Origin of the sequence: Cryobacterium algoricola (assembly GCF_004402485.1) — a bacterium.
GTDB classification, from domain to species: domain Bacteria; phylum Actinomycetota; class Actinomycetes; order Actinomycetales; family Microbacteriaceae; genus Cryobacterium; species Cryobacterium algoricola.
Window position 1 is genome coordinate 91,033 of record NZ_SOFG01000011.1, and the last position, 19,483, is coordinate 110,515.

Consider the following 19,483-nt stretch of genomic DNA (forward strand, 5'->3'; position numbering starts at 1 on the left):
CGGGCGACGTCCGGATGCCGCGACTCGCGGCATCCGGTTCAGGGTCAGGGTCAGGCGGTGGCTGCTGCCTTGGCGGTGGCGAGCTTGACGGCCTTGGCGACCTTCGCTGCGGCACGCAGGCGGGAGATCTCGTAGAGCGTGACGCTCGCGGCGATGCCGGCGTTGAGGGACTCGGTGCTCGCGCTGATCGGGATCGAGACGATCGCGTCGCAGGTCTCGGTGACGAGGCGCGACAGGCCCTTGCCCTCGCTGCCGACGACGACGACGATCGGGCGCTCCGCGAAGCCGAGGCCGAGCTCGGGCAGCGACGTGTCTCCGCCGCCGTCGAGGCCGATCACGAGCACACCGACCTCCTTGAGCGACTTGAGCGTCTGGGTGAGGTTGCTCGCCATCGCAACGGGCGTGCGCGCGGCCGCACCGGCGGAGGTCTTCCACGCGGAGGCCGTGACGCCGACGGACCGGCGCTGGGGCACGATCACGCCGTGGCCACCGAAGGCCGCTGTCGAGCGGATGATGGCACCCAGGTTGCGGGGATCGGTGATGCCGTCGAGGGCGACGAACAACGGCTTGAAACCGCGGCTGATCGTGAGCTCGAGCAGTTCCATCGGGTGCGCGTACTCGTACGCGGGCACCTTGAGCGCGAGGCCCTGGTGCACGGCGTCGCGACCGGCGAGGCGGTCGAGTTCCGGGCGCATCACTTCGAGCACGGGGATGCCGCGGCCGGTCGCGAGGGTCAGGACTTCCTTGACCCGGTCATCCATTTCGATGCGGGTCGCGATGTAGAGGGTGCTCGCGGGGATCTTCGCGCGCAGGGCCTCGAGCACCGAGTTGCGCCCGGTGACGATCTCGTGCTCGTCGATCGACTTGGCCTTGCGCGTTGAGGTGCCGCCGCCGCCGGAGTTGGCGGTGGAGCGCTGCCCGCCCTGCGAACCCGTCGTGGGACGGCTGCGGCCGCCGCCGGCCGCTGCGAAGCGGTCCTGGGCTGCCTTGCGCTTCCCCGCGGGATGGTACGGACGGTCTTCAGCCTTGGGCGTGGGCTTCTTGCCCTCGAGGGCCTGGCGGCCCTGGCCGCCGGAGCCGACCTGGGGGCCGCGGCTGCCCTTGCGCACGGACCCGGTGCGAGCCTTACGGTCTGTGTTCTTCATCAGTCAAAACTCCAATGCGCACCCGAGGGGGTGTCTTCGATGGTAATTCCGGCGGCGACGAGCTCGTCCCGGATACGGTCTGCGGCCTTGTAGTCGCGGCTTTCCCTGGCGGTCTCCCGGTCGGAGAGCAGGCGCTCGACGAGGGCGGTGAGCGCGACCATGGCTGGTTCGTCCGTTGAGACGGCCCAGCCGGGCGACAGGGGGTTGATGCCGAGGACCTCGCTCATGGCGAGCACCTGGCCACGGGCGGCCGCGGCGGCGCGGAGGTCTTCGGCGTCGAGCGCCGCGTTGCCGGTGCGCACGGTCTCGTGCAGCACGGCGAGGGCCTGGGGCACGGCGAGGTCGTCGTCCATGGCGATCGCGAACTCATCGGGGACGAGCTCGACGCCGCTCGAGGCGAAACGCGTCTCGGCGAGGCGGCGGTCCGCCCGGTCGAGGAAGCTCTCGATGCGTTCGAGGGCGGCTTCGGCCTCTGCGAGGGAATGGTCGGTGTAGTCGATCGTGGAGCGGTAGTGTGCGGCACCGAGGTAGTAGCGCACGACGATGGCCCTGGCCTGGTCGAGCAACTCGGCCGCGAAGACGGAGTTGCCGAGGGACTTGGACATCTTCTGGCCGTGCACGTGCACGAGGCCGTTGTGCATCCAGTACTTCGCGAACGCGTCGCCGGCCGCCGTGGACTGGGCGAGTTCGTTCTCGTGGTGCGGGAAGCGCAGGTCGAGTCCGCCGCCGTGGATGTCGAAGCCCGCGCCGAGGTAGCGGCTCGCCATCGCGGAGCACTCGATGTGCCAGCCGGGCCGGCCGGGTCCCCAGGGGGACGGCCAGGAGGCCGAGGCCGGTTCGTCGGCCTTGTGTCCCTTCCAGAGGGCGAAGTCGCGCGGGTCGTTCTTGCCGCGCGGGTCGGCGTCCGCCGCCGCTTCCATGTCGCCGCGGCCCTGACGGGTGAGCGCCCCGTACTCCGCCCAGCTGTGGGTGTCGAAGTAGACGTCGCCGGAGCCGTCGTCGGCCGGGTATGCGTGGCCGCGGTCGATCAGGCGGGTGATCAGGTCCTGCATCTGCTGGATGCTCGCTGTCGCGCGCGGCTCGTATGTCGGGGCGAGGATGCCGAGACGCTGGTACCCGGCGGTGAACTCGAGCTCGTAGCGGTATGCGAGCGCCCACCACTGCTCCGCGGTGCCCGCTGCGTTGGCGAGGATCTTGTCGTCGATGTCGGTGACGTTGCGGATGAAGGTGACGTCGAAGCCGCGATAGGTGAGCCAGCGGCGGAGCTGGTCGTAGACCAGGGCGCTGCGCAGGTGGCCGATGTGCGGAGACGACTGCACGGTGGGTCCGCACACGTAGATCCCGACCGCACCGGGGGTCGTCGGAATGAAGTCGCGTAAGGCCTGGGCCCGGGAATCGTACAGTTGGATCGTCACACGTCCCAGCTTAGAACAGGGCCGGTTTCCGGCAGCGGGAACTGGGGCATGAGCAGGGCCGTCGCGAGGGAAGCGAGACCCTCGCCGCGTCCGGTGAAGCCGAGCCGGTCCGTCGTCGTCGCGGACACGCTGACCGGCGCGGACAGGATCCCGCTGAGGTACGCCTCGGCCTCGAGACGGCGCGGGCCGACCTTCGGGCGGTTACCGATGATCTGCACGGTGACGTTGCCGACCCGGAACCCGGCAGCGGTGACCAGGCGGAGGGTCTCGCGGAGGAACACGTCGCCGTGCGCCCCCTCGAGCCGGGGATCGGCCACGCCGAAGACGCCGCCGACATCGCCGAGGCCGGCGGCGGACAACAGCGCGTCGCAGATGGCGTGCACGGCGGCATCGCCGTCGCTGTGCCCGGAGAGGCCGCGCTCCCCCGGCCAGTGCAGGCCGGCGAGCCATAGCGGCGCGTCCTCGGAGTACGCATGCACGTCGAGACCCGAACCGATCCGCGGCGAGGTGGCGGCTGCCTGCCGGCCGGCCGCTGCGGCATCCGTGCGGGCGAGCTCGTCGAGGAGCGCTTCGGCCCGGTGCAGGTCCCAGGGGGTGGTGATCTTGAACGCGAGCGGGTCGCCGGGGATGACTCCGACGGAATTCCCGGCGGCCGCGACGATCTCGGCGTCGTCGGTGGGGGTCCCCGCCGGGTCGGCGGCGCTCATGGCTGCGAGCAGTACCCCGCGGGGGAAGCCCTGCGGCGTCTGCACGGCCGAGAGGGCCGAGCGGTCGACCGTCGCAAGGATCGTACCGTCTGAGTCGACGTGCTTGATGGTGTCGACCAGGGCGAGACCGGGAACGATGCCGTGCCCGGTCCGGCGCACGGCGGCGACGACGGCGTCGCACAGGCCGGAGGGGGTGAGGGCGCGGGCCGCGTCGTGAACGAGCACGGTCTCGACGCCGGGGCGCAGCAGGGCGAGGCCCCGGTCGACGGAGTCCGCGCGGGTGTCCCCGCCGACCACGACGTCGACGTACTCAGCCGCGGCCCCGGCAGCGGATGCCGCGATCGCCCGGGCCTCGGAGAGGTGGCTCTGCGGGGCGACCACGATCACCTGCGCAGGTTCGACCATGCCGAACACGGACCCGAGGGCCCGCTCGAGGAGGGTGCGGCCCTTGAGCAGCACGAAGGCCTTGGGTTCCGCGGCGCCGAGCCTCGCCCCGCTGCCTGCGGCGACGACGATGACCGCGACCGCGGGGGCTGCGTATTCAGTCATGTCTGGAGGCTATCTGCTGGAGGGAGGATGCTGCGGGATACGTCACACCGGAACGTGCGAAAGGCGGCACCTCGCGGCGCCGCCTTTCAGCGTGTGAATGACAGTGGGGTGGGCTAGGAGGCCAGGACCTCGTCGAGGACCGTGGAGGCCTTCTCTTCGTCGGTCTTTTCGGCGAGGGCCAGCTCGCTGATCAGGATCTGGCGGGCCTTGGCGAGCATCCGCTTCTCGCCGGCGGACAGGCCGCGGTCCTGGTCACGGCGCCACAGGTCGCGGACGACCTCTGAGACCTTGATGACGTCACCGGACGCGAGCTTCTCGAGGTTGGCCTTGTACCGGCGGGACCAGTTGGTGGGCTCTTCGGTGAACGGGGCGCGCAGCACCTCGAACACCTTGTCGAGGCCCTCACGGCCGATCACGTCGCGCACGCCGACGAGGTCGACGTTCTCGGCGGGAACTTCGATGGTGAGGTCGCCCTGAGTCACGTTGAGCTTCAGGTACAGTTTTTCCTCACCTTTGATGATCCGCGTTTTCACTTCCGTGATTGTCGCGGCACCGTGGTGGGGATAAACGACGGTTTCGCCTACTTCAAAAAGCATGTATGGATATCCCTTCAGCAACGTCTAGGATACCACAGCGAGGGGTGATAGGGTTTGCGACCCTGACCGGCGCCTGGGCTCGAACTGCCGTCTGGCCCGACTCCCCGATACGCTAGGCTCGAAGCGAAATCTGCGGCGTTCGCGCCTTCAGGCGCACCGTCGAACCGTTGGAGGTCTTGTGAGGGCTCGAGTCTTGCTGTCCGTGTTGTTGACGGCCGGGATCCTGCTGGGTACCAGCGGATGCAACCTGTTGGCCCCGCAGTCGACGACCAATCACTACGACGCGAGCGACGGGGTCAGCGGCAACGTCGGCGACCTGCAGGTCCGCAACGCGATCGTGCTCTCGACGGACGGAAAGACCGGCAGCCTCCTCGTCACCGTCGTCAATGCGAGCGACTCCGCGCACAGCCTGTCCGTGCAGTACACGGCCGCGACCGGCAAGGTCACCCAGCAGGTGACCCTGAAGCCGCAGTCGAGCACCGCGATCGGTACCACCGGCGGTCCCGTGATCACCCTCGAGAACATCGACGCCCCGCTCGGCTCGCTGTTCCCCGTCTACTTCCAGTACGGCACCGAGACCGGCCTGCAGCTGCTCGCGCCGGTACTCGACGGCACCCTCCCCCAGTACTCGACCCTGCTGCCGACCACGGCCCCGTAGCGCCCGCCGGCACGAGCCGGTCGGGGCGCCACCGCCGGGTCCGTACCGATCAGGTCCGTCCGATCGGGTCCTTCCGACCGGGTCCTTCCGACCGGGTCCTTCCGACCGGGTCCGTCCGACCGGGTACGTCCGTGCCGGTCAGGCTTCGAAGCGGTAGCCGAGGCCGCGCACGGTGACGAGCATGGTCGGCTCGGACGGCGTCGCCTCGATGCGCGAACGAATCCGCTTGATGTGCACGTCGAGCGTCTTCGTGTCGCCGAAGTAGTCGGTGCCCCAGACCCGGTCGATCAGCTGGCCGCGAGTCAGCACCCGGCCGGCGTTCCGCAGCAGGAACTCGAGGAGTTCGAACTCCTTGAGCGGCATGTTCACCACGGTGCCGCTGACCGCGACGGTGTGGCGTTCGATGTCCATCCGCACAGTCCCCGCCGTGAGCATGTTCTCGTCGTCCTCGGTCTGGTCGATACGCCGACGCGACACGGCACGGATGCGCGCGAGCAGTTCCCTGGTCGAGTACGGCTTCGTGACGTAGTCGTCCGCTCCGAGCTCGAGCCCGACGACGATGTCGACCTCGGAGTCCTTCGCGGTGAGCATGATGATCGGAACCTGGGAGCGGGTGCGGATCTCTCGGCACACCTCTGTTCCGGGGATGCCGGGCAGCATCAGGTCCAACAGGATCAGGTCAGGGCCCAGCCGGTCGAACTCGCTGATGGCGCTCGGCCCGTCCTCGGCGACGGTGACCTCGTAGCCTTCGCGTTCGAGCAGGAAGCTCAACGGTTCGCTCAGCGCTTGTTCGTCCTCAACCAAAAGAATGTGGGTCACGGGGTCTCTCCTGTTTTGGCCAGGGCGGTGTGACTCGCCTCAGGCAGCCGGATGGTGAACGTCGAACCGCTGCCTGGCTGGGACCAGACGCGGATGTCGCCACCGTGGATCTGCACGATGTGTTTCACGATGGAGAGACCGAGGCCCGTTCCACCGGTGTGACGGGACCGGGCCTGGTCGACCCGGAAGAATCGTTCGAAGATGCGGTCGAGGTCGGCCTCCTGGATGCCGACGCCCTGGTCGGTCACCGTGACCTCGACGACGCCGTCGTGGTGCCGCACCCCCACACCCACCCGGGAGCCCTCAGCGGAGTAGTGCACCGCGTTTGCAACGAGGTTGTGCACGGCCATCACCAGAAGGCGTTCGTCGCCCGTGACGAGGGCGCCGGAGGGCTGGCCGACGGCGAGGGTGATGTGTGCGGCATCCGCGACGACCCTGCTCTGGTCGACGGCCGAAGCGACGATATCGTCGATATCGAGGTCCTCCGGCTCGGAGAGCGCATCCTGCGCCTGGAGGCGGGAGAGCTCGATGATCTCCTGCGTCAACCGGGTCAGACGCCCGGACTCCGTCGTAAGCCGGCTGGCGAACCTGCGCACCTGCGCGGGTTCGTCCGCCGCCTGGTTGAGTGCCTCCGCGAGCAGGCCGACGGCGGCGATCGGGGTCTTGAGCTCGTGGCTGATGTTGGCCACGAAGTCCCGGCGCACCTCGTCGAGACGGAAGGCCTCCGTGCGGTCTTCGGCGAGCAGCAGCACGTACCGGGTGCCGAGCGTCGCGAGGCGCACGCGCACCCGCATGCTCGCATCGCCGAACGGGCCGCGGGAGAGGATCAGGTCTTCGGCGATCGGTTCGCCGGAACGCCGCACCTTCGCGGCGAGATCGAGGAGTTCCGGATGCACGATCTGCCGGTTCCAGACCATGCCCATCGACACGGCAGCCGGGGACGTCTTCATCACGTTGTTGGACGGGTCGAGCACAACGGCTGCGGTGTCGAGCGCGTCGAGGACCTGGTCGATGCCGTCGGGCACGGCGGGGTTCACCACCTCGGAGGCGCGACGGCCATGGCGTTCCGCGATCTGGAGCAGGCTGATGAACCCGGCACCGACCATGAGGCCCAGTGCCAGAGACACCAGCACGAGCCACGATGATTCCATTCCCCCAGATTACTGACACAAAAAAGCGGAACGAACCGTGCCGGGCCGCTGGGCGGCTACTTTAGGTAGTATTCAACACTCCGGCACCTGCCGTTAACCTCAGTCGACGAAGATTCGCTGGGGGCCAGGTGGCTGCCACGTTTCTGCGCGTACCGCGCGCCCAGGAAGGAACACAGACATATGCGTGAAGTATTCCAGCAGGAACTCGCCGAGGTTCAGGACCGCCTCGTCGAGATTTCTCGTCTCGTCGGCATCTCGATCGCCAAGTCGACGAGGGCCTTCAACGAATCCGACGTCAACCTCGCCGAAGAGGCCATCAGCGAAGACGACAAGATCGACGAACTGACCATCGAACTCGACGAACTCGCGATCACGATCCTGGCTCGCCAGCAGCCGGTCGCCCGCGACCTGCGCATTGTGGTGAGCGCGCTCCGGATCAGTTCGTCCCTCGAGAGGATGGGCGACCTCTCCACGCACATCGCCCAGCTCGCCCGCTACCGTTTCCCGGACAAGGTGGTTCCGAAGAGCCTGCGCGGCACCTTCGGTGAGATGGGCGCCCTGCTCGTGACCATCTCGACGATGCTCACCGAGCTGCTCACCACGCAGGACGTCAAACTCGCCGAGGTCATCCGCAACGAGGACGACAAGGTCGACGCACTGCACCTCAGCGTCTTCGACGCCGTCCTCGCCGAGACCTGGAACGGCGCGGCGGCCGACACGGTCGACTCGACCCTCGCAAGCCGGTACCACGAGCGCTTCGCTGACCACGCCGTCTCGATCGCCAAGAAGATCCAGTACCTTGGCACCGGCGCCTGGCAGCAGAGCACGACCGGCGTCCAGTAACCGCCTGAACCACACGGAACGGCCCCGGAAGCGAATGCTTCCGGGGCCGTTTCGGTTGGGACGGTTGAGAGTGGGCTAATTGAGCGGGAGTGCTACTTCTTGCTGCCCTGGGCCGCGACGGCCGCGGCGCCGGCGGCTGCGGCCTCGGGGTCGAGGTACTGGCCTGCGCCGATCGGGACGAGGTTCTCGTCGAGGCGGTAGACGAGCGGGATTCCGGTCGGGATGTTGAGCTCGGCGATGTCGGCGTCGCTGATGTTGTCGAGGTGCTTCACGAGGGCGCGCAGCGAGTTGCCGTGGGCGGTGACGAGAACGGTCTTGCCCGCGCGGAGGTCCGTCGCGATGTCGGACTCCCAGTAGGGCAGCATCCGGTCGACGACGTCGCTCAGGCACTCGGTGCGGGGCAGCTCGTCGCCGAGGCCGGCGTACCGCGGGTCGTGCGCCTGGGACCAGGGGGAATCGTCGGCGAGCACGGGCGGCGGCACGTCGAAGGAGCGGCGCCAGAGCTGGAACTGCTCTGGGCCGAACTTGGCGAGGGTCTCCGCCTTGTCGAGGCCCTGCAGGGCGCCGTAGTGGCGCTCGTTGAGGCGCCAGGAGCGCTTCACGGGGATCCAGAGGCGGTCGGCTTCGTCGAGCGCGATGTTCGCGGTCTGGATGGCACGGCTAAGGAGTGACGTGTGCAGGACGTCGGGCAGGAGGCCGGACTCGGCGAGGAGCTCGCCGGCGCGCTTGGCCTCCGCGGCTCCCTGCTCGCTCAGGCGAACGTCGACCCAACCGGTGAAGAGGTTCTCTTGGTTCCATAGGCTCTGGCCATGGCGAAGGAGGATGAGATTGTATGACATGACTCCAACTCTATCGAGAGCCGGGGCGGTGTTGATCGGCTGGGTTCAGTGCCCGGGGGTGCGGATGCCCAGCCGCGGCAGCCGGGGGATCTCGGCGACAGAGCCGGCCGACTGCGGAACGATGACCTGCTGGGTCGCGGCGACCGCGATCTCCTCGCTGAGCACCTGGAGCACCACGGTGGCCGGTACGGTGCGTTTGACGACGGCGAGGGCGATCGGCCCGAGCTCGTGGTGGATCGCGCTCGAGGTGATCGTGCCGACGCCGCGGCGTTCGGTGTCGCCGTCGGGGAGCCGGCGGACGGCCTGGACTTCGTCGCCGTGCACGGGCAGCACGCCCTGGGAGCCGTCGAGGTGGAGAAGCACGAGCCGCCGCGGCGGGTGCCCGAGGTTGTGCACCTTCGCGACGGTCTCCTGGCCGCGGTAGCAGCCCTTGTTCAGGTGCACGGCGCTGCGCAGCCAGTCGAGCTCGTGCGGGAGGGTCCTGTCGTCGACCTCCGTCGCCCGGCGGGGCCGCCAGGCGGCGATCCGAAGCGCCTCGAGGGCGAGCAGGCCGGCCGCGCGCACGGCGCCGCGGCGGACGGCACCCGTCACGGCGGGAAGCGCGGTCCGGGGCACGAGCGACTCGGTCCAGTGCCAGTCCGCGCCGGGATGCGCCGGGTCTTCCGAGTACTGGAAGCCACCGGTGACGACGGCAGCCCACGGGTCGTGCCAGACCAGGGGGGTTCCGTTCGGTGCCGCGGGTTCGAGCGCGGGCACGGCGCCGGCGAGGCCGTCGATGCTGCCCATCGTGCCGATCACGGCGTACTCGTCGGTGCGGTCGCGCAGTTCGACCCGCAGCATGAAACGCATCCGGTCGAGCCACGCCTGCAGCGCGGGCAGTTCGGCGGCCTCGACGATGAGCCACGCCTCCGTGCCGTCGTCGACGAGCCGCACCGCATGCTCGATGTGGCCGGTGGGGTCGAGCACGAGGGTCTCCGCCGATTCCCCCGGCTTGAGGAACCGCAGTTCCTGGCTCGTGATCGAGTTGAGCCAGGTCAGCCGGTCCGGGCCGGAAACGCCGAGCACCGCACGGTGGGAGAGGTCGACGATGGCCTCGCCGGCGAGCAGGTGCCGTTGTTCGATCATGGGGTTGCCGTAGTGGGCGGCGACGCCGGCATCGAGGCCGGTGGCCTGCACGGCACCGGGCAAGTCGAGCAGGGCTGAAGCGGATGCTGTCTGCGGGGTCATGAGGACTTCTTCCGGGGTTTGCGTAACGCGAAGGCGCGCATCGGGGACAACGCGGGAACCGCCGGGATTATTCGACCCGTTTGAGCCGGCCGGAGGCGTGGGTGCGCAGGCTCTGCCCGAGGGCGGCGATGTCCCAGGCCCAGAGCAGGTGGCCGTCGACGAGGCCGTAGAGCCGGGTCGCCGCCGAGTACGCCTTCGCGCCCTGGGTACGCATCACCGCGTCGGTCGCGAGGTCGATCCGCGGCCCCTTGACCTGGCCGAGGTAGATCTCGGCGACACCGCCGGGGTGCACGAGGGTCACGTCGATGTCGAAGCCGCCGTCGGCGTTGCGGAGGGTCTCGACCGCGGACGCCGTCGTGAACGGATGCGTGCCCTCTGCCGGAAGCAGACCGGGCCCCGGGTCGCCTGCGCCCTGGGGACGGCTCAGACGCCAGTACCCCGTCTCGGTCATGAGCGGGGTCTTACCGCCGAGGGCGGCCGCGGTGCTGTCTGCGGCAGCGGCGGTGTCGGCAGCATCGGCGGTGTCAGCAGCAGCGGCGGCGTCCTCGCCGGCGTTCGCTGCGGCATCCGCTTCGAGCCAGGTATAGGAGCTGTAGTTCAGGTGCGGAAGGCCGTCGTGGCTGAAACTCAGCCGGTGGCCGAATTCACGCGTGACCGATCGCCCGGAAGGAAGGACGTAGTCGATGACGCCGGACCCTTCCCAGACGCCGAGAAGCCACGAGAGCGGAACCAGTTCGGACGGGAGCTGGGTCGGAAGCTCGAACATCGAGGGTTACCGCTGCCCCCGGAACAGCTTGAACAACACGACGCCGGAGACCCAGGCGATCGACAGGCTCGCGAGCGCGAGGAGGCCCAGGAAGAAGATTTCGAGCGCGAGGATTGACATGACACCACCTTAGCTCCCGGCGGGGGTCGAACTGCCTGTGCGCCGACCGCCGCGACAGCTTTATCAGTTCGTTATAGAAGCCCGGCGAGCGCGAAGATCCCGGTCGCGGCGGCGAGGACGACGACCACGCCGACGAGGCTCACGGTCACCCGGTGCACGTAGCCCTCTTTTTGGCCGGTCGCGAGCTGGATAGAGAGGGTAGCGATGGTGCACCCCGCGAGGGAGAGGCCGATCCAGACGATGGAGTGTCCGGGGGCCGCGAGCGCCCCGGTGAGCACCGAACAGACGACAGCGAACGCCCAGACCAGGCCGATGCTTCTCCACTGCCACTTCACTCTCCCATTCTGCCCTGCCCTGAGAGCAATTGGCTGCACGCTAGGATTGGCCAACAATGGTTGGAGGGCCCGAGTGGCGCAATTATTGATCCTGACCTCCGCGGTCGGCGGGGAGGTCCTGCCGGCACTGGCGTTGCTCTCGCACGGAATCCGTGTCATCCCTGCCCAGCCGGACCAGCTCATCACCGCCCCGGACTCCGATGTCATCCTCGTCGATGCCCGCACCAACCTGATGGCTGCCAAGTCCCTGTGCCAGATCATGCAGACGACGGGCAGCCAGGTCCCGCTGCTGCTCGTGATCACCGAGGGCGGCCTCGCCGCCGTCAGTCCCGGCTGGGGCATCGACGACGTCATCCTCGACACGGCCGGTCCCGCGGAGGTCGATGCCCGCATCCGCCTCGCCGCCGGACGCACGCCGCGGGCCGAGGAGTCCGCGCTGATCCGCGCCGCCGGCGTCGTCATCGACGAGGCCAGCTATTCGGCGAAGGTCTACGGCCGGCCGCTCGACCTCACCTACAAGGAATTCGAACTGCTCCGCTTCCTCGCGGCCCATCCCTCCCGCGTTTTCACGCGCGAGCAGCTGCTCAGCGAGGTCTGGGGCTACGACTACTTCGGTGGCACCCGCACGGTCGACGTGCACGTCCGACGCCTCCGCGCCAAACTCGGCGACCAGGAATCGCTGATCGGCACCGTGCGCAACGTCGGATACCGCTTCAACGTGCAGGAACCAGAGGCCGTCCGTGATCCGTCCGTCGCACGGGCCTGACGACAGCAGCTTCGCGCTCTCCTGGGCCGCGGTGACGGATGCCGCCGCCCGCGTCGACGGCTACGCCCCGCTCAACGAGCAGACCACCCTCGACGTCGCGGCCGGGCGCCGCACTCCCCTGTTGCTCCGGGACGGTGAGGCGATCGGGGACCCCGTCGTCGGGGCGCTCGTCCTCGGCGCCGGAGAACTCGACCTCGTCGTGCACCCCGACGTCCGCAGGAACGGCCACGCCACCGCGGCCCTGACCGAGCTCTTCGGCGACCCCGCGTACGCGGCGGATGTTCCGGACGGCCTGACCGCCTGGGCGCACGGCGATCATCCGGCGGCCCGCGCCCTCGCTCAGCGTTTCGGCTTCGACGCGGTCCGGCGCCTCCTGCAGCTGGAACTGACGCTCGACGCAGCCGCTCCCCCGGCATCCGCTGTCGCGACGACGACGGAGGCTGCGGTGACGGCAGCCGACGGCATCGTGATCACGGCCTTCGACTCCGACACGGATGCGGACGCCTGGATCGCCCTGAACGCCCGCACCTTCGCCACGCACCCCGAGCAGGGCGGCATCACTGCGGCCGACCTCGCCGACCGCATGGACGAGGACTGGTTCGACGCGGGCGACTTCCTCGTCGCCCGCCACGGCGCCGCCCTCGTCGGCTACAACTGGCTGAAGATCGAGCCGGGAGCAGCGGAGGGGGAGGTCTACGTGGTGGGGGTGAGCCCCGAGTGGAGCGGGCACGGGCTCGGACGCCGGCTGATGACCGCCGGACTCGAGCGACTGCGTCTGCGCGGGGTGACGAGCGCGACGCTCTATGTCGAAGGCGACAATGTGCCCGCCGTGCGGCTGTATCGCTCCCTCGGATTCACGGACCGCGCTGTCGACGTGCAGTACCGCCGCCGAACCCGATAGGCACTGTTCACCCGGAACCGTCGCACCGGCAGGTCCCACGGTGTCAGGATGGACACATGGACGGCGAAAACATTCAGGACGAATCGGGTCTCGGAAGCGACTTCGATGACGATTTCGATCCCCTGACCGGCAAGGACGACCCGGCACTCCCCACCAACCGGTATCTCGACCGGGAATTGAGCTGGCTCGCGTTCAACCAGAGGGTGCTCGAACTCGCCGAGGACCCGCTGCTCCCGGTGCTCGAGCGCGCGAACTTCCTCGCCATCTTCTCGAGCAACCTCGACGAGTTCTTCATGGTCCGCGTCGCCGGACTCAAGCGCCGTATCCTGACCGGACTCGCCGTACCGACGAACATCGGCACCGCCCCGCAGGATGCCCTCTCCGACATCTCGGCGATGGCGCACGTGCTCCAGGACCGGCACGCCCGCGCGTTCCAGGACCTGGTCAGCCCGGCCATGATGGACGCCGGCATCCACATCGCCACCTGGGACAGCCTCGACGAGGCCGACCACCGATCGCTCCGCGACTACTTCTCCAACCAGATCTTCCCGGTGCTGATGCCCCTCGCGGTCGACCCGGTGCATCCGTTTCCCTACATCTCGGGCCTCTCGCTCAACCTCGCCGTGCGGGTGCGTAACTCGAAGACCGGCAAGCAGGAGTTCGCCAGGCTCAAGGTGCCGACGATGCTGCCGCGCTTCGTGCGCGTCGACCGCCGTGAGGGCTTCGAGAGTGTGCGCTTCATCATGCTCGAGGACCTGATCGCCAATCACCTCGGCGACCTGTTCCCCGGCATGGACATCCTCGAACACCACGTCTTCCGGGTGACCAGGAACGAGGACGTCGAGATCGAGGAAGACGAGACCGAGAACCTGATCAAGGCCCTCGAGAAGGAGCTGCTGCGCCGCCGATTCGGCCCGCCCATCCGCCTCGAGATCACCGAGGACATGGACGAGGTCACCCTCGGCCTGCTCGTGCGCGAGCTCGACGTCACCGAGCAGGAGGTGTACCGGCTGCCCGCACCGCTCGACCTCGGCGGGCTGTTCGACCTGCGCGTCGACCGCCCGGACCTGCGCTACGTCAAGCACGTCCCGACGACGGCCGTGCAGCTGCTCGCGCCGGAGCCGAACGCCGAGCCCGACATCTTCAGCTCGATCGCGCGCCGCGACATCCTGTTGCACCACCCGTACGAGTCTTTCGCGACGAGCGTGCAGGCGTTCCTCGAACAGGCCGCCGCGGACCCGGACGTGCTCGCGATCAAGCAGACCCTGTACCGCACCTCCGGCGACAGCCCGATCGTCGAGGCGCTCATCGCGGCCGCCGAATCCGGCAAGCAGGTGCTCGCCCTCGTCGAGATCAAGGCCCGCTTCGACGAGCAGGCGAACATCTCCTGGGCGCGCAAGCTCGAGAAGGCCGGCGTGCACGTCGTCTACGGCCTCGTCGGCCTCAAGACGCACTGCAAGCTCGCCCTTGTCGTACGCAACGAGAACGGCGTGCTGCGGCACTACAGCCACATCGGCACCGGCAACTACAACCCGAAGACCAGCAGGCTCTACGAGGACCTCGGCCTTCTGACGGCGGACCCCCAGGTCGGCAAGGACCTGACCCGTCTGTTCAACGAGCTGTCCGGGTACGCGATCGAGAAGAAGTTCAAGCGGCTCCTCGTCGCGCCCCTGCACCTGCGTCGCGGGCTATTGAAGGCGATCAACCTGGAGACGCAGGCCGCCCTCGACGGCAAGCCCTCCGGCATCCGCATCAAGGTCAACTCGATGGTCGACGAGGCCATCATCGACGCGCTCTACCGGGCCAGCCAGGCCAGGGTTCCCGTCGAGGTCTGGGTGCGCGGCATCTGCAGCCTGACGCCGGGCATCCCCAGGGTCAGCGAGACGATCAAGGTGCGGTCGATCCTCGGCCGCTACCTCGAGCACTCCCGGATCTTCTCCTTCCACAACGGCGGGGACACCCAGGTGTACATCGGCAGCGCCGACATGATGCACCGCAACCTCGACCGACGCGTCGAAGCACTCGTGCGCCTCGTCGACCCCGATCACCTGATCGAAATCGATGGGCTGTTCAACCGGGCCATGGACGACCGCACGGCGTCCTGGTGGCTCGACAACACCGGCGAATGGACCCGCCACCACCTCGATGATTCCGGAAAGCCGCTCGACGACATGCAGGACCGATTGATGCAGCAGATCTCCCGACGCGTGCGGCCGACGGGTCGCCGATGAGTGCGGTCCTGCCGAACGGAGCGATCTACGCCGCCGGTGCGGTCTGCTGGCGCCTGATCGACGGCAAGATGCACATCCTGCTCGTGCACCGCACGGTCTACGGCGACGTGACCATCCCCAAGGGGAAGGTCGACCCCGGCGAGACCATGCCGCAAACGGCGGTGCGGGAGATCGAGGAAGAGACCGGCCTCGCGGTCGCCCTCGGCGTGCCTCTCGGCGAATCGCGGTATTCGCTCGGCAACGGCCGGGAGAAGGTCGTGCAGTACTGGGCTGCCGAAGTGCACCCCGCGGAGATCCAGCGCTCGACCTTCGTGCCGAACAGCGAGATCGCGGCGATCGAATGGGTCACGATCAAGAAGGCCCGCAGTTACCTCAGCTATGCCCAGGACGTCGAGATCATCGACGCCTTCGCCGAACTCGTCGACCGGGGAGTGACGACGACCTTCGCCCTCATCGCCCTCCGGCACGGCAAGGCGGTCACCGGGTCGAGCTGGGCCGGCCCGGACAGCACACGGCCCCTTACCGAACGCGGCGTCGCCCAGGCCGTCGAACTCGTACCGACCGTGACAGCATGGCGCCCGCGCCGCATCGTGTCGAGCACGGCCACCCGGTGCATCACGACCGTCGCCCCGCTCGCGGCCGCGACCGGCATCCCGATCAAGCGCACGGAGCTGTTCAGCCAGGACGCCTTCGAACAGGGCGTTGCGGATGTCCGCGCCGGCATCGGCAAGCGCATCCGCTCCCGCAAGACCGCCGTCATCTGCAGCCACGGTCCGGTGCTGCCCGAGATCCTGCACGAGATCGCGCTCGCCACCGGGAGCACCTTCGGTTCGTACATCGAGGACGCCTCCCACCTCGACATCGGCTCGTTCTCGGTCGTGCACCTCTCCCACGAGAACCCCAGCGCCGGGATCCTCGGCATCGAGACCTACCGCCCGAGCGTCTGACCGCCCGCAGGCCCGTTGAACAGCCCGTTCACGTTAACCTTCCGTTCATCTTCCGGAGGGGGTGTCGTTAAGCCGTCGCATTATCGTCTGACCGGGGCCAGCACCGGCTCCACCCTGCAGTCAGTTTCACTGCTGTCAACCCTCGAAAGGGAAAATTCGTGAATCTCAAGCGTTTTGGCCGACCCGCAGTCATCGCCGTCGCCGCCGCTCTCGCTCTGTCCTCGTGTGCCTCCAACGAAGCCGGAACCGGCTCGAGCACCACCGCAGCGACCACAAGCACCCTCACCGGAACGCTCACCGGCGCCGGCTCGTCCGCCCAGGGCTCGGCCCAGGAAGCCTGGATCAAAGCGTTCCAGACCGCCAACCCGAACGTCACGGTCAACTACGACCCGACCGGCTCCGGAGCTGGCCGCTCGACCTTCATCGCCGGCGGCTCCGACTTCGCCGGCAGCGACTCTGCGCTCAACGACACCGAGCTCGCCGGAACCTTCGCCGCCTGCGCCCCCGGCGCCAAGGCCGTGGACCTGCCCGTCTACATCTCCCCGATCGCGGTCATCTTCAACGTCGCCGGCGTCACGGACCTGAAGCTCGACTCCGCGACCCTCGCGCACATCTTCCGCGGCGAGATCAAGACCTGGAACGACCCGGCCATCGCCGCGCTCAACTCCGGCGTCACCCTCCCGGCAACGGCGATCACCGCCGTGCACCGCTCGGACGACTCCGGCACCACGAAGAACTTCACCGACTACCTCTTCCAGACCGCACCGACCGTGTGGACCGACAAGGCTGCCGACGCTTTCCCGATCCAGGGCGGCGAAGGCGCCAAGGGTACCTCCGGTGTCGTTGACGCCGTGACCAACGGCGTTGGCACCATCGGCTACGCGGACGCATCCAAGGCCGGCAAGCTCGGCGTCGCGAAGATCAAGGTCGGCGACTCGTTCGTCGGTTACACCGCTGAAGCTGCGGCCGCCGTCGTCGCCGAGTCCCCGCTCGTCACGGGCCGCGACGCGAGCGACCTCGCCATCAAGATCAACCGCACCACGACCGACGCGACGCACTACCCGCTCGTTCTGGTCAGCTACGCGATCGTCTGCACCGAATACGCCAAGCCCGCCCAGGGCGAGCTCGCCAAGGCCTACGTGACCTACATGGCCAGCGCAGACGGCCAGAAGGTCGCCGCATCCGCCGGCGGCGCCGCACCGCTTTCGACCGACCTGGCCGACAAGGTCGCCGCGGTTCTCGCGACCGTCAAGTAACACCCGCTCCACCGGCATCACCAGCATCACCAGCATCACCGAAGTCTGCCCGGCCAGGGTCCGCGTCGTATCAGCGGCCCGGACCGGGCAGACTGGGGTGTACGGCCCCCGGACCGCACACCGTTTTCGCTCCACCACCCGAACCTCAGGGAGACGCCCGGCATGACCTCCGTAGTTGCCCGCGATCGCATCCGAGCCCCGCAACGTCCCGGCGATGTGATCTTCTCCACGGCGACCGTCGTCGCCGGCAGCCTCATCCTCGCCGTGCTCGCCGCCGTCGCCGGGTTCCTGCTGATCCAGAGCCTGCCCGCGTTCGTCGCGACACCCGCCGACTTCAGCGGTGGATTCACCAACTTCTGGGCCTACGTCTGGCCCCTCGCGTTCGGCACGCTCTGGTCGGCACTCCTGGCGATGATCATCGCGATCCCGCTCGCGATCGGCATCGCCCTCTTCATCTCCCATTACGCCCCGCGGCGGATCGCCCAGGGCCTGGGCTACGTCATCGACCTCCTCGCCGCCGTTCCCTCCGTGGTCTTCGGCCTCTGGGGCATCGGCGTGCTGGCCCCGCTCGTGCAGCCCTTCTACGCGAACCTCGTCGACTGGTTCGGCTGGTTCCCGCTCTTCGCCGGACCGGTCTCCGGAACCGGCCGCACCATCCTGACCGTCGCCATCGTGCTTGCGGTCATGGTGCTCCCGATCATCACCGCTCTCTGCCGGGAGATCTTCCTGCAGACCCCGGTGCTCTACGAGGAAGCCTCCCTCGCCCTCGGCGCCACCCGCTGGGAGATGATCTCGATGGCGGTCCTCCCCTTCGGCCGCTCCGGCATCATCTCCGCATCGATGCTCGGCCTCGGCCGCGCCCTCGGCGAGACGATGGCGGTCGCGATGGTGCTCTCGCCGAGCCCGACGGTGCTCTTCCAGCTGCTGACGTCGCAGAACCCCACGACGATCGCCGCGAACATCGCACTCAACTTCCCGGAGGCGCACGGCGTCGGCGTGAACATCCTGCTCGCGACCGGCCTCGTCCTCTTCGTCATCACCCTCGGGGTCAACATGATCGCCCGATACATCATCAACCGCCGCAAGGCATTCTCGGGAGCGAACTGATGAGCAGCACGACCGCCACCCGGACCGCGAACACGCCCCAGGCCAACGCATACGCCGCAGGCAAACTACCCAAGAACTCCACGCTCTACGTGCTGCTCGCGAGCTGGATCGTCACCGGAGCGGTCTTCCTCGTGCTGCAGCTCTCGGGGACCACGTCCGGCTTCAACATCGTCGGCACGATCTTCTTCGGCACCGTGCTTTACTGCATCGCCATCTACGCGCTCTCCTACGCCGTCGAAGGCGCCCGCAGGGCCAAGGACCGCCTCGTCACGTCGCTCGTCACCGCGGCCTTCGTGATCGCGCTGCTCCCGCTGATTTCCCTGGTCTTCACGACCGTCGTCAACGGGCTCCCGGCCTTCCTCACCCCGACGTTCTTCACCGAGTCCCAGCGCAACGTCGTCGGTGCGGGCGGCGGCGCCCTGCACGCGATCATGGGCACCCTCGAGATCACCGGCGTCGCCACACTCATCTCGGTGCCGATCGGCCTGCTCGCCGCGGTCTACCTCACCGAGTACGGACGCGGCCGCCTCGCCCAGGCGATCACCTTCTTCGTCGACGTGATGACCGGCATCCCCTCGATCGTGGCCGGCCTGTTTTCGTTCGCCTTCTTCTCGCTGCTGTTCCACGATGCGGGCATCCGCTTCGGCTTCGGCGGTGCCGTCGCACTGTCGGTGCTGATGATCCCGGTCGTGGTGCGCTCGAGCGAGGAAATGCTCAAGCTCGTGCCGAACGAACTGCGCGAGGCCGCGTACGCCCTCGGTGTCCCGAAGTGGCTGACCATTCTGAAGGTCGTGCTGCCGACCTCGATCGCCGGTATCGTGACGGGCATCATGATCTCGATCTCCCGCGTCATCGGCGAGACGGCCCCGCTGCTGATCATCTCCGGCTTCACGGCGAGCATGAACTACGACCTGTTCAGCCAGCGGATGATGACCCTTCCGGTATTCGTGTACACCCAGTACGCGAACCAGGGCACAGACACCCAGGCGTACCTCGACCGGGCCTGGGCCGGCGCACTCACCCTCGTTCTCATCGTGATGCTCCTCAACGGCCTCGCGCGGCTCATCGCCAGAATCTTCTCCCCCAAGCTCGGCCGCTAGGCCCC

The 19,483-nt window shown here is 68.3% G+C and carries 19 protein-coding genes; 9 read left to right on the forward strand and 10 right to left on the reverse strand.

Going from position 1 to position 19,483, the window contains the following annotated elements:
• Nucleotides 1–50 precede the first annotated feature (50 nt).
• From rlmB to E3O44_RS07170, 4 genes are all read right to left on the reverse strand, one after another.
• Complete coding sequence (gene rlmB / locus E3O44_RS07155; RefSeq protein ID WP_134533941.1) at nucleotides 51–1,145, reverse strand: 23S rRNA (guanosine(2251)-2'-O)-methyltransferase RlmB; 1,095 nt, start codon at nucleotides 1,143–1,145, stop codon at nucleotides 51–53.
• The gene (gene cysS / locus E3O44_RS07160; protein ID WP_134533943.1) at nucleotides 1,145–2,560 is read right to left on the reverse strand and encodes a cysteine--tRNA ligase; all 1,416 of its coding nucleotides are present in this window, start codon (nucleotides 2,558–2,560) and stop codon (nucleotides 1,145–1,147) included. The genes rlmB and cysS overlap by 1 nt, the downstream gene beginning before the upstream one ends.
• On the reverse strand, nucleotides 2,557–3,816 hold the full coding sequence (gene ispD, locus E3O44_RS07165) for a 2-C-methyl-D-erythritol 4-phosphate cytidylyltransferase (protein WP_134533945.1): 1,260 nt from the start codon (nucleotides 3,814–3,816) through the stop codon (nucleotides 2,557–2,559). Before ispD ends, cysS begins: the two co-directional genes overlap by 4 nt.
• A 113-nt stretch (nucleotides 3,817–3,929) precedes the next feature.
• The gene (locus E3O44_RS07170; RefSeq protein WP_035879449.1) at nucleotides 3,930–4,412 is read right to left on the reverse strand and encodes a CarD family transcriptional regulator; all 483 of its coding nucleotides are present in this window, start codon (nucleotides 4,410–4,412) and stop codon (nucleotides 3,930–3,932) included.
• Between the two features lie 178 nt (nucleotides 4,413–4,590).
• Here E3O44_RS07170 and E3O44_RS07175 point away from each other — a divergent pair, with 178 nt between their 5' ends.
• Complete coding sequence (locus E3O44_RS07175) at nucleotides 4,591–5,070, forward strand: hypothetical protein (protein ID WP_134533947.1); 480 nt, start codon at nucleotides 4,591–4,593, stop codon at nucleotides 5,068–5,070.
• 138 nt (nucleotides 5,071–5,208) lie between these two features.
• Here the strand turns inward: E3O44_RS07175 and E3O44_RS07180 are convergent, their stop codons facing one another.
• Both E3O44_RS07180 and E3O44_RS07185 read right to left on the reverse strand, forming a co-directional pair.
• Nucleotides 5,209–5,889 (reverse strand): response regulator transcription factor, encoded by a 681-nt coding sequence (locus E3O44_RS07180; RefSeq protein ID WP_134533949.1) that lies wholly within the window; start codon nucleotides 5,887–5,889, stop codon nucleotides 5,209–5,211.
• On the reverse strand, nucleotides 5,886–7,040 hold the full coding sequence (locus tag E3O44_RS07185) for a sensor histidine kinase (RefSeq protein WP_134533951.1): 1,155 nt from the start codon (nucleotides 7,038–7,040) through the stop codon (nucleotides 5,886–5,888). Before E3O44_RS07185 ends, E3O44_RS07180 begins: the two co-directional genes overlap by 4 nt.
• Nucleotides 7,041–7,220: 180 nt before the next feature.
• Between E3O44_RS07185 and phoU the strand changes: the two genes are divergently transcribed.
• Entirely contained in the window at nucleotides 7,221–7,883 is a 663-nt protein-coding gene (gene phoU / locus E3O44_RS07190) for a phosphate signaling complex protein PhoU (protein WP_134533953.1), read from the forward strand.
• 92 nt (nucleotides 7,884–7,975) lie between these two features.
• On the opposite strand, the gene E3O44_RS07195 is transcribed toward phoU, so the two are convergent.
• The 4 genes from E3O44_RS07195 to E3O44_RS07210 form a co-directional block, all read right to left on the reverse strand.
• Complete coding sequence (locus tag E3O44_RS07195; RefSeq protein WP_134533955.1) at nucleotides 7,976–8,722, reverse strand: phosphoglyceromutase; 747 nt, start codon at nucleotides 8,720–8,722, stop codon at nucleotides 7,976–7,978.
• A 45-nt stretch (nucleotides 8,723–8,767) separates the two neighbouring features.
• Nucleotides 8,768–9,949, reverse strand: coding sequence for a CAF17-like 4Fe-4S cluster assembly/insertion protein YgfZ (ygfZ, locus tag E3O44_RS07200; RefSeq protein WP_134533957.1), 1,182 nt, complete (start codon nucleotides 9,947–9,949; stop codon nucleotides 8,768–8,770).
• Between the two features lie 67 nt (nucleotides 9,950–10,016).
• Nucleotides 10,017–10,715 (reverse strand): heme-binding beta-barrel domain-containing protein, encoded by a 699-nt coding sequence (locus E3O44_RS07205; RefSeq protein ID WP_134533958.1) that lies wholly within the window; start codon nucleotides 10,713–10,715, stop codon nucleotides 10,017–10,019.
• Between the two features lie 191 nt (nucleotides 10,716–10,906).
• On the reverse strand, nucleotides 10,907–11,170 hold the full coding sequence (locus tag E3O44_RS07210) for a hypothetical protein (RefSeq protein WP_134533960.1): 264 nt from the start codon (nucleotides 11,168–11,170) through the stop codon (nucleotides 10,907–10,909).
• Between the two features lie 73 nt (nucleotides 11,171–11,243).
• Between E3O44_RS07210 and E3O44_RS07215 the strand changes: the two genes are divergently transcribed.
• The 7 genes from E3O44_RS07215 (at nucleotide 11,244) to pstA (ending at nucleotide 19,478) form a co-directional block, all read left to right on the forward strand.
• Entirely contained in the window at nucleotides 11,244–11,936 is a 693-nt protein-coding gene (locus E3O44_RS07215; RefSeq protein WP_241976132.1) for a winged helix-turn-helix transcriptional regulator, read from the forward strand.
• Nucleotides 11,911–12,837: a mycothiol synthase gene (gene mshD / locus E3O44_RS07220; RefSeq protein WP_134533963.1), complete on the forward strand. Its 927-nt coding sequence runs from the start codon at nucleotides 11,911–11,913 to the stop codon at nucleotides 12,835–12,837. Before E3O44_RS07215 ends, mshD begins: the two co-directional genes overlap by 26 nt.
• A gap of 56 nt (nucleotides 12,838–12,893) precedes the next feature.
• A complete protein-coding gene (locus E3O44_RS07225) occupies nucleotides 12,894–15,068 on the forward strand; it encodes an RNA degradosome polyphosphate kinase (protein WP_134533965.1) in 2,175 nt (724 codons plus the stop codon).
• Nucleotides 15,065–16,015 carry an NUDIX hydrolase gene (locus E3O44_RS07230; RefSeq protein ID WP_241976134.1) on the forward strand — a complete coding sequence of 317 codons (951 nt, stop codon included), beginning with the start codon at nucleotides 15,065–15,067 and terminating at the stop codon, nucleotides 16,013–16,015. The genes E3O44_RS07225 and E3O44_RS07230 overlap by 4 nt, the downstream gene beginning before the upstream one ends.
• A 158-nt stretch (nucleotides 16,016–16,173) precedes the next feature.
• Complete coding sequence (gene pstS, locus E3O44_RS07235; protein WP_134533967.1) at nucleotides 16,174–17,271, forward strand: phosphate ABC transporter substrate-binding protein PstS; 1,098 nt, start codon at nucleotides 16,174–16,176, stop codon at nucleotides 17,269–17,271.
• Between the two features lie 162 nt (nucleotides 17,272–17,433).
• A complete protein-coding gene (gene pstC / locus E3O44_RS07240) occupies nucleotides 17,434–18,378 on the forward strand; it encodes a phosphate ABC transporter permease subunit PstC (protein WP_134533969.1) in 945 nt (314 codons plus the stop codon).
• Nucleotides 18,378–19,478, forward strand: a complete 1,101-nt coding sequence (gene pstA, locus E3O44_RS07245) for a phosphate ABC transporter permease PstA (protein WP_134533971.1) — start codon at nucleotides 18,378–18,380, stop codon at nucleotides 19,476–19,478. The genes pstC and pstA overlap by 1 nt, the downstream gene beginning before the upstream one ends.
• Nucleotides 19,479–19,483 lie beyond the last annotated feature (5 nt).